Annotated in this window: 2 protein-coding genes; both read right to left on the bottom strand. The window is 37.8% G+C overall.

From position 1 onward, the window contains the following. On the bottom strand, nt 1-3,778 hold a 3,778-nt coding region (locus ACERDH_RS04820), incomplete at its 3' end, for a sialic acid-binding adhesin (RefSeq protein WP_415741907.1). A gap of 327 nt (nt 3,779-4,105) precedes the next feature. After that, the gene (locus ACERDH_RS04815) at nt 4,106-10,132 is read right to left on the bottom strand and encodes a ZmpA/ZmpB/ZmpC family metallo-endopeptidase (protein WP_386683622.1); all 6,027 of its coding nucleotides are present in this window, start codon (nt 10,130-10,132) and stop codon (nt 4,106-4,108) included. Between the last annotated feature and the right edge of the window lie 2 nt (nt 10,133-10,134).

Here is a 10,134-nt window from a genome sequence, read left to right as displayed (position 1 = left end):
TCTTCTCAGCTAACGCGTCTTCCACTGCTTTCTTAGCCGCTGGTTTCGCTACTGGCGTTGGAGTTACATTGTTTACTTCTGTTGTTCCGTTAGCCTTAGCTTGGTCCACTCCTGCGTTTGTTGTCGCGTTGTCGATCGCTGTTTTCGCTGCAGCCGCCTTGTCTTGCGCTTCTTGCTTAGCCGCAGTTTTTTCTTCGTCTGTTAAGTCATTGTTTGATTCGATTTCTTTTATCTTATCAGCTAACGCGTCTTCTACTGCTTTTTTTGCTACTGGTTTCGCTACTGGCGTTGGAGTTACATTGTTTACTTCTGTTGTTCCGTTAGCCTTAGCTTGGTCCACTCCCGCGTTTGTTGTTGCGTTGTCGATCGCTGTTTTCGCTGCATCGGCTTTTGCTTTTGCATCTTCTTTAGCTTTTGCTTTCTCTTCCGCTGTTAAGTCATTGTTTGCGTCGATCGCGTCATTCTTAGCTTTAAGTGCATCGTCGATTGCTTTCTTAGCTGCTGGTTTTGCTACCGGAGTTGGATTTACATTATTTACTTCTGTTGTTCCGTTAGCCTCAGCTTGTTCTACTCCCTCGTTTGTTGTCGCCTTGTCGATTGCAGTCTTCGCTGCATCGGCTTTGACTTTCGCGTCTTCCTTAGCTTTGGCTTTTTCTTCAGCAGTCAAATCGTTGTTGGCATCAATTGCGTCGTTCTTAGCTTTCAATGCGTCATCGATGGCTTTCTTAGCTGCTGGTTTGGCTACCGGAGTTGGAGTCACCGAATCTACTGATGTTGCTCCGTCGTTTTTAGCTTGCGTTACTGCATCATTTGTTGTCGCCTTGTCGATTGCTTGCTTCGCTGCGTCAGATTTGGCTTTTGCATCAGCTTTCGCCGCAGTTTTTTCTTCGTCTGTTAAGTCATTGTTGGCATCTATAGCTGCTTCTTTTGCTTTTAATGCTTCATCAACTGCATTTTTCGCATCAGTTTTCTTTTGGCTTGCTTGCGGATTAACGCTTTCCACATCAGCAACGCCTGTAGTTTTCGCATTATCTACTGTTGAGTTTGTTGTTGCAGTATCAATATTATTTTTAGCCGCTGTTGCCCTTGCTTGTGCATCTGCTTTTGCTGCTGTTTTTTCTTCGTCTGTTAAGTCCGCACGAGCGTCAAGTTGTGCTTCTTTCGCTTTAAGTGCATCATCTATTGCTTTCTTAGCCGCTGGTTTTGCTACCGCTGTTGGCGTTACTGAACTTACGCTTGTTGTTCCTGCCGTTTGGGCTGAGTCCACTGCTGCGTTTGTTGTCGCATTATCAATTGCTGTTTTCGCTGCAGTTGCTTTTGCCTGTGCATCTGCTTTTGCTGCATTCTTCTCTTCTGTCGTTAAGTCGTTATTCGCATCGATGGCTGCTTCTTTCTCTCTTAAAGCTGAGTCAATAGCTGCTTTTGCCGTATCTTTCTTCGTTGCTACAGGATTATCATTGCTAATCGCTGTTGTCCCAGATGTTTTGGCATTATCTAATGCTGCTTTTGTCGTTACCGAGTTATCATTAATTGCTGTTAAAGCTTTCGCCTTATCGACATTAACTTTTTCTATTGTAGCTGCTTTTTCTTCTGCAGTTGCGTTTGTATTAGCATTAATCTCTGCAATTTTATCTTCAGCAGCCTTGTTAACCGCGTCAATTGCAGGTTGTTTATTTAAACTTGTGAATTCTGATAAAGGTTTTGTATCAGTTGAACCATCTTTATAGGTCACAACAAGATTTCCATTAGCATCTTTTGTAATCGTAGAAATTCTTGTCGCCTGATTGTCTACAGTTTGTCCTCTCTTGCTAGTAAAATTAGCATCATCGTTAGTTTGAGAGTATTCAATTTTTACTTTTTCTTTAATTTTTTCAAATTCTTCTGCAGTTACATTCGCTGGATCTACTACACTAACTGTTCCTTCTGGAGTCTTAATATCATATTTAGTAGTTTGATTTTTTACAACAAACTCAACATAACCTTCAATTTTTTGACGTTCTGCAGGATTAGTAGTTGCATTAATTCTTCCGTTAAAAGGTGCACTTTCTCCATTGTTGTCATCTTTTGCAACGATAACACTTGTCCATTTTTTCCCAGCAGTTAAATTCGTTGTTCCAGTCATTTTAATGGTTGCTGTCTTCTTATCTTCAGAAACAGAACCTGCTCCGCTTGTTACTGCGCTATCAACAATATTTCCTACTGCTAAACCAAAACTAGTTGCATTATTATAGTTAATGTCACCAGGGCCACGAAGTTTTAGGTCCTTAATCTTAGACTCATCCGTTGCAGTAAATGTTAGGTCTGTCTCTTCTCCAGAATAGATATAAATATTTCTGTTCGCTTCGTTTGAATACGGTAGATTAACAACCGGTGGAACATTTTTTTGTACAATTTCACTTACTGGTTTCGTCTTCGTAGAACCATCTGTAAATGTAACAACAATATTATTCCCAACGATATTAACCGATTGAATAACATCCTCTGGGTGTTCTACTAAAGTTCCACGTCTATCAGCAAATCGTGCATCTTCGTTTGTTGTTGAATATTCTAATTGAATACTATCTTTGATTTTCTTTAAATCTTCTGCTGTAGGATTTGTCAAACTAGTTACAGAAATCTTTTCATCTGTAGGTTGAGATCTTAAGGCGTATTTTTTTGCTTGAGATTTTAACACTAAGTAGAAATACCCTGGGTCTGCAATACTATCACCTTTTTTAAGATTCTCTCTACCTTGATCATCAACCACCTGAATATAACGAGTACCCACGTTAAGTGTTTGGTTTTCTTGTTTTGTATAATCTCTGTGTTTTTTCAGTATATCGTTTGGACGACCTGTAATAACGATTTTCGCAGGATTGGCTTGACTCGCCTCCGATGTTACCCCTGCCGTTTCAGCACGATTTATTACAGTAGCTGTAAATCCAAATTCAACATCCAAGTCATTATCTGTACCTGCAACATTAGGGAATCTTTGTCTAGATCCTTTCTTAATCGTTGCATAACGAATCTTTCCAGTTTCAGAATAAACCGGAATTTCTAATGAGAAATGCTCTTCGTTATAGATATAGATTTTCTTCTCATCTGGTATGGAGAATGTAAAATCTACCTTTGGATCTTGATTCACAGCCGCACGGAATGTTGTATCCTTTTCAATTTCACTTCCATTACGCGGATCATTGGCACCAGTCTTTTCAATCGCATTTGATTCTGATGGTTTCTCAGTATTTTCAGCTTTGATACCAACTGTTTCTTTATTCTCAGTAGTATCTGTTGAAACAATTTCTTTTTTCTCAACCGGCTTATTTCGTAATTTTGAGTTAACAGCAGTAACCAGTTTTTGATAGGCACTCGTCAATTCTTCTTGACTGCTTGCGCTCGCTAAAGTTGCTTTGGCATTAGCTAACTCAGCAGCTAGACTCGCTACACTTTCCTCTGTCTTATTAGCGTAGGCTCCACTTGAAATCTTACCTTCAATTTCACCAATATAATTTGCAAGTTGACTTTTATCTAGTTCTGGTTTAGTAATTTTCGGCTCACTGATTTTGGACTCACTCTGATTTTCAGTCTTATCCCCACCTTCTTTAGCCAACTCTACTTTACTAGAAGACTCTTCAGTTACTTTCAATTGATCCGCTGCAACTGCTCCATTTCCTAAAAACATTAAAAAGGCAGCAACCGCTACACTCGCTGCACCAAAACTATATTTACGAATGGAGAAACGCATGATCTTTTCTTTTCTCTGATTCTCAAGGGACTTATCAGAAAGCTTGTTCTTCATTTATAATATTTCCTTTTCTTTTATCTATGTACACATTATATCATATTGAATTTTATGCGTATTTACAAATTTCTTTATATTTCATTTTATAATTTTTAAGCTATTTTTGCAAGTTGTTTGAACTAGAACAAAATCCATAAAACAAAGCCCTGCCTGACATTTCATTTACTTTTTTAAAATCTATTTTTCCAGTATTTTAGTTATAAATATATTCAATAATTATACTGGTACGTGAACATTTAAGAACTGCAAGAACATCAAAAAAGATAGATCCAGTCAAAACTGATCTACCTTTTTATCATTTTCTGGCTATTAAATTACTCTTGATTATGCTTTAGTGAATAAATCACCAGCAAATCCATCTGATTTCTGCAAGAGTTGTTTGTAAACTTTTTCTTTGAGTGCAACTGTTTGGTTTGAATTACCCGCTTTAAGGTCATTTTCAACAGCTTTGTTGAACAATTCTTGGAGTCCTGCATAAGTTGAAATTTTCTGTCCGTCGATTTCAATTTCGACAAATCCTTTTTCTCCTTTAGCTTTGACTTCCTTGAACCATTCTTTCTTCCACTCTTCTAGTGTGTGGAATTTACCACCAGACACTTTCTCAATGATAAAGTCATCACCAAGACCCGGTCTACCAGCTGCTTTAGATTCTTGTTTATACTTGTTTGAAGCATATCCGACAAATCCATTGACATATCCGAAGTAACCCCACATACGGAATGTATTATGTTTGAACGAGATAGAACCTACAGCACTTTGACTTGTATTACCACCGTAAATTCCAGCCATCATACTTACAGTTTGATATGCCGTATCAAAACCTTCAGCACGATAATATTTATTACCAGGCATATTATGCTTAGTCACGTAATTACCATCTACAAGGTCATCAATGCTTGTCAATTTCTTCTTGTTCTCCGCGTCATTTAGGTCACGAAGTAAATCCCATTGGTGTGGTTGTCCAACTAAACCATTTCTATCAGCTTTCTCACGCCATTTTTTGTCCATCTTCTTGAACCACTTGTTGTTGTCACCATCATTCTTCGCGATAACGGCATCCGCTTCTAAATGGTCGAGCATCATGAGCGCTTCATTATAGTTTTTCATGTAATGGTCGATAGCTTCTCTACTATCTAATTTATTTGGATCATAGTTGTACCATTGTTTACCATCGTTTTCACGTTTATAAGCCATGTTAAGACCTAGTGCACCGTAGTCACCATTCGAACTTGATACAGCTGGAGATTGTAACATTCCTTGAGCAAAGGCTTCAACGTCTGTACCCTCACGATGTCCCCAACCACCTAAGTAAGCCATACGGTCATTGATATGCGTTGTTTCATGAGTAAAGGCTGATGTACCAAAATCACTAATCATACTTGACCAAATATAGTACACGGCTTCTGAGTTTTGAGGTCTATCAAAGATATATGCGTATGCACCCATGCCATTATCACCGTGCCACTTACCAGTTGGACCATAGAACTCACGAATTGGAGCATAATTACCATTCTTCGTGTGACCCATTCTATCAACCCATCCACCTGGCGCACCATGGTTATCCCAGATAGCCGATGGAACCATGTTTTCAGATTTCAACAACTGATTACGTACATTATCAGCCGCCAAGCGAGACCAGAAGTCTAAGTAGTTGATTTGTTCTTGTGCACGTAAGTCGATTTCTTTCTTGAATGCTTCACGTTCAGCTTCTGTATTCTTACCATATTTCTCAAACGCACTAAATGCTAGTGTATTGTATGTTGAAATCAAGAACATATGAGCTTTCTTCGTATTAAGAAGTGGTAGGATATAACGTCCATGCTCACCGTTATTAAGGTTTTCATACAAATGATATTTTTTATTAGCAAACGCAGGGTTTGAGGATTGCTTCTCAACAATATAGTTAGTGTGTGATACAGCCTTCTTATACCAAACATTCATATCAGTATCTTCTGTAAACAACTTCATATTATATGTTAAAAAGTCATTTAAGTTACCTTTACCTGTTGCTCCCGCAATCACATCACGATAAGCATCTTGAGTTCGGTCACCTTTTAAGTTTTTCTCACTAGAACCAATTTGAATCAATCTATCGATAACACTAACATTCTTACCATAGAAATCAGGTTTGAACATCATAAGGTCTTTAATACTCATATCATTGTATTTAAATCCATAATAACGATTTAAATAAGTAAGAGCCATCATTATTTTAGCTTTGTTATCTTCTACTTTTTTAAGAAGAGCTTTCATGGCTGCTTCGTCACCATTTAATTGATGGTCTTCGTTTTCGACTAAAGCTTTCACTAATTTATCTAAATTAGCTTTCGTTTCTTCGAAGCTTTCTTCAAGGAATAAGTTACGAATGTAATTGTTCTTATGATTGTCACTATTCTCAGCTGGTTTGTTACGTTTGTCCATTAAGTCACGAACTTCTTGTGAAATTAATTGAACACTATCTAATTTCGTTTTAATCTCACTGATTAGTTGAGTACGGTCTTTAACTACCATATTTGGTGTGTAAACTACATCACCTAAATCTGTAATACCGTATTCTTTTACTTGTTCCACATTTGACGTAGCTTTAGCTGATACAGCTTTTTCTTCTTTCGTACCATCAGCGTAATGAATTATAATATGATCAACATCAGATAAGTCCGTTACAAATTGTCCATCTTTCATACCTGTTACAGATAATACTTCAGTCGTTAATAATTTAGAACCTGCAGGAATTTTATTTCCTTGATTGATAATCCATTCTTTATTGTAGAATGGTTGAAGTTTCTCAATATTACGGTATGCAAGTTCACGATCTGCATTATAATCTTGAATCTCTTTATAAGTATCAGATTTTGGTTTAACTTGGTTTAGTTTATCTTCCACAAGTGGAGCAATTTCGAATTTATCAGCTGTAATTCCGAATGATTCTATTTTTTTGTTAGCTTCTTCTAAGCTGATTTCTTGGATTCGATTACTACGAGAATATTTGAATGAACGTTTTCCTTCACTCACACCTGTAACAACATAGTTTCTATCAATCCAATTATTTGTAAAGTATCCATCATCATCAACAAGATCTTTGGAACCATAGAATTCCTCACCATTTTCAACTTTCATCATTGTAACAGTATCAAGAACTCGACCCCATGGATAGTTTTTACTAATGAAACCACCAACTTCAACAGGCGTTTTTACCTTAATAGTTCCTTTAACGACAGATTGGCTAGTAAATGCATATTTGTTAACCCCATTTCCATCGTAACCATTATCTGTTCTAGCAACAAGACCACCAATACGAGCTTTATTTGCTACAATATCAGCATCAACATAGGCTTTTTTAATATTCCCTTTCCAAACTTCTCCAGAAATACCGCCCATATCCCAGCCTTTATCGCCAACACCAGTAACTTTACCAACAAAGGCAACATTTTGTAATAAACCACCAACGTCCACTTTGTTTACAATACCAGCAATACCATCTTTACCAAGGATGCTACCAGTTACCTTAACATTTTCAACTGTGGCATTTTTAGCTACTCTTGATAGTGCTGAAATATTTTCAACCCAAGGCATATTAATATTAACATTACCTAAATTAATGTTATTAATTGTACCACCTTCGACATTATCAAATAACTGACGAGCCATATTGTGAATTGTATAATGTTTTCCATCGACACTTGTTAAAGTTCCGCTGAATTTACCAGGTACATATTGTTTATTTGGAGTTGGTACGTTAGCAGCATTAAGGTCTGCACCAAGTTTAAAAGTACCACTTGGGTTAGCTTTCATAGCTGTTACCAAGTCATTAAAACTATAATATACATCACCTTCGTGTGCTTTTTGTTTTTCAAAGTAATGAACATACTCTTCACTGAAAGTATCATCTGCTCTACGTTGAACTAAGTCTGGAGCTTTCGCTACAACTTTGTACAATGTTTTCCCATCAACAACAACTTCTTCAACAGAACTTACTGCAAGTCTTGTTGTCTTATTATCATGCGTTGTTACACGTAAATATAATGGAGCAACATCTGTTGGCTTTTCAGTTAATAAGCTCTTATCTGTTTCTTTTCCTTCAGCATCCACACTCATCAAACTTGTTTCTTTGATGTTCTTGATTTCAACTTTTTTGAGGTCTAACTGAATTTGTTTATCTTCTAATTTCTCAGTTTCTTCGCCTTCTCCACGATCATAAACCATCGTAGTAGATAGAGTGTATCCTTGATAATATTTCAATTTATCTAAAGTAGCGTTTAAATTATTTTCAGCTACCGTTACTTCTTTTACAAGTTGTCCATCTTTATCTTTCAACGCTAATTTGATTGATTTGATTTCTACTCCAGCTGGTTTATTTAATGTATAACTAGCTGTAGCGCTCTTCTTCAAGACATCTTTTTCAGTATTCGCCCATTGTAAGGTTGGTTTTTCTAAACCTTTTGTACCTTTTTTAATAATTTTATCTTGAGGTTGTAAGATAACTTTTTCTTCTACTGTTGGAGCATCGCTTGTTTTTTCTCCGCGAATTGTTTTATACGTTTCAGTAATTTGTTTCTTACCGTCTACACCTTCTTGAGCAACTTTAGTTGTTCCACGTTTTAAAGTATCATCCTCTTCTGTTTTTGTTTCAAAAGGAATGGCTTCTTCTCTTGTTTCAACTTTTGTTCCTTCAATTGGTTTTGTTCCTTTTTTAACTACTTTAGAAACGGCAGGAGTTTTCACTTCTGTAGTTGTAGAAACAACTTTATCTGTCTCTACACCTTCCACTGTTTCATAAGTTGTTTTCGTAACTTGAATTCCTTTAGAACCTGTACGTTCAACTACTTCTTCATCCACATATTTTGTGTCATCAGGAACTACTTCTGTTGTGAAATCTAATTCACTTTCAGTAGATTTCTCAACTGTACCAGTTGTTACTTTATATTCTGGATTTGCTGGTTGCTCTGTAGCTTGTCCTTCTTTTCCTGTTTCTTGTGTTCCCTTAGTTGAAACTGGTTCTGTATATTCAGGAAGTTCTGGCTGTACTAAAGCTTGACCTGCCTTGCCTTCCTCTTGAGTTCCTTTTGATTCGATTGGAGCTTCTGGCAATTCTGGCTGTGTTAAAGCTTGGCCTTCTTTGCCTTCCTCTTGGGTACCTTTTGCTTCAACTGGAGCCTCTGGAAGTTCTGGTTGTGTTAGAGCTTGGCCCTCTTTACCTGGTTCTTGAGTACCTTTTGCTTCTACTGGAGCCTCTGGCAATTCAGGTTGTGTTAAGGCTTGGCCAGTTTTATCTTCCTCTTGCGTCCCTTCAGCTACTTGATAAGTTGGTTCAGCTTGTGGGGTTGGAGTTGGAGCAGGTTGCACCTCTTTCTTCGTTCCGACTTCAATCACTTGTGACACAGGATTTTGAACCACTTGGTCTTCGATAACTTCTCTAACTTCTTGACCATTAACCATTGATACTTTGGTTACAAGGCGGCGCTGACCATTTACTCCAGCTGTGACGATATGAGTCTGTCCTTCTGCTAAATTAGCATCTGGGCTTGTGACTGTTTCAAACGGGATCCCCACCAAGCTCTCTTCCAGTCTGGTCTGAGGCTTCTCAAAAACTGGTTTTTCTTCAAGAGCAGGAGCAACCGGAGTTTGTGCCACAGTTTTTTCAATGACAGTTTCTGGCGCAACAGTAGGTTTTTCTTGAACTACTTCTGTCTTCTCGATTTCATTTGCACTTTGCTTTTCTAATGGCAACTGAGGCTTCTCAGCTGAAGCTGGTCTTGATGGGTGGAGTTCTGCTTCCTTGAAGTATCCGATGTATTCATAACCATCAATGTGGATAATCCCTTCAGTCAAGCCTTCATGTGTAGAGGCGGAAATAGTTTGGTTATAAGAAAGCAATTCTTTATTTTCAAATGCAAATGTCCCATAAGGTACAAAGGTGCTGGCTCCTAAAGAACCGATCAAGAGAACACCTAGAACTTCTCTACGACCTTTTTTAGACACCAAAAAGACTGCTAGCGAAGCTGTTGCCAAACCAAAACCTGCCAAGGCTAATTCTTTACTTCCTGTGTAAGGAAGTTGTTGACTGTTAGTTGCCTTCTTGCGATAAACTACATAGAGAATATCATCATCTTGAAATTCTGTAGGAACCTCATGGTGAATCAGGGCTTTTTCAGAATCGGTCAATTCCTGCTCCGCCAAATAACGGTAATGAACACTATGAGCACCGCCAACTTCATTGGCTTGAACCTTATCTACTGAAAGGGTAGCAGCACCAAAAAGGAAGGCCCCGATGGCTACAGGACCTACCCCAACAGTTAGCTTACGAATCGAATATTTGGTAATCTTTTCTAGTTGTTGTTTTGTTTTTCTCATTC

The sequence above is a fragment of the Streptococcus bovismuti genome (assembly GCF_042436615.2).
GTDB lineage: Bacteria > Bacillota > Bacilli > Lactobacillales > Streptococcaceae > Streptococcus.
This window is presented reverse-complemented; position numbering and strand designations above follow the sequence as displayed.

Coding starts and splice junctions, on each gene's coding strand:
- ACERDH_RS04815 (WP_386683622.1), bottom strand. CDS start 10,132: ATGAGAAAAACAAAACAACAACTAGAAAAGATTACCAAATATTCGATT.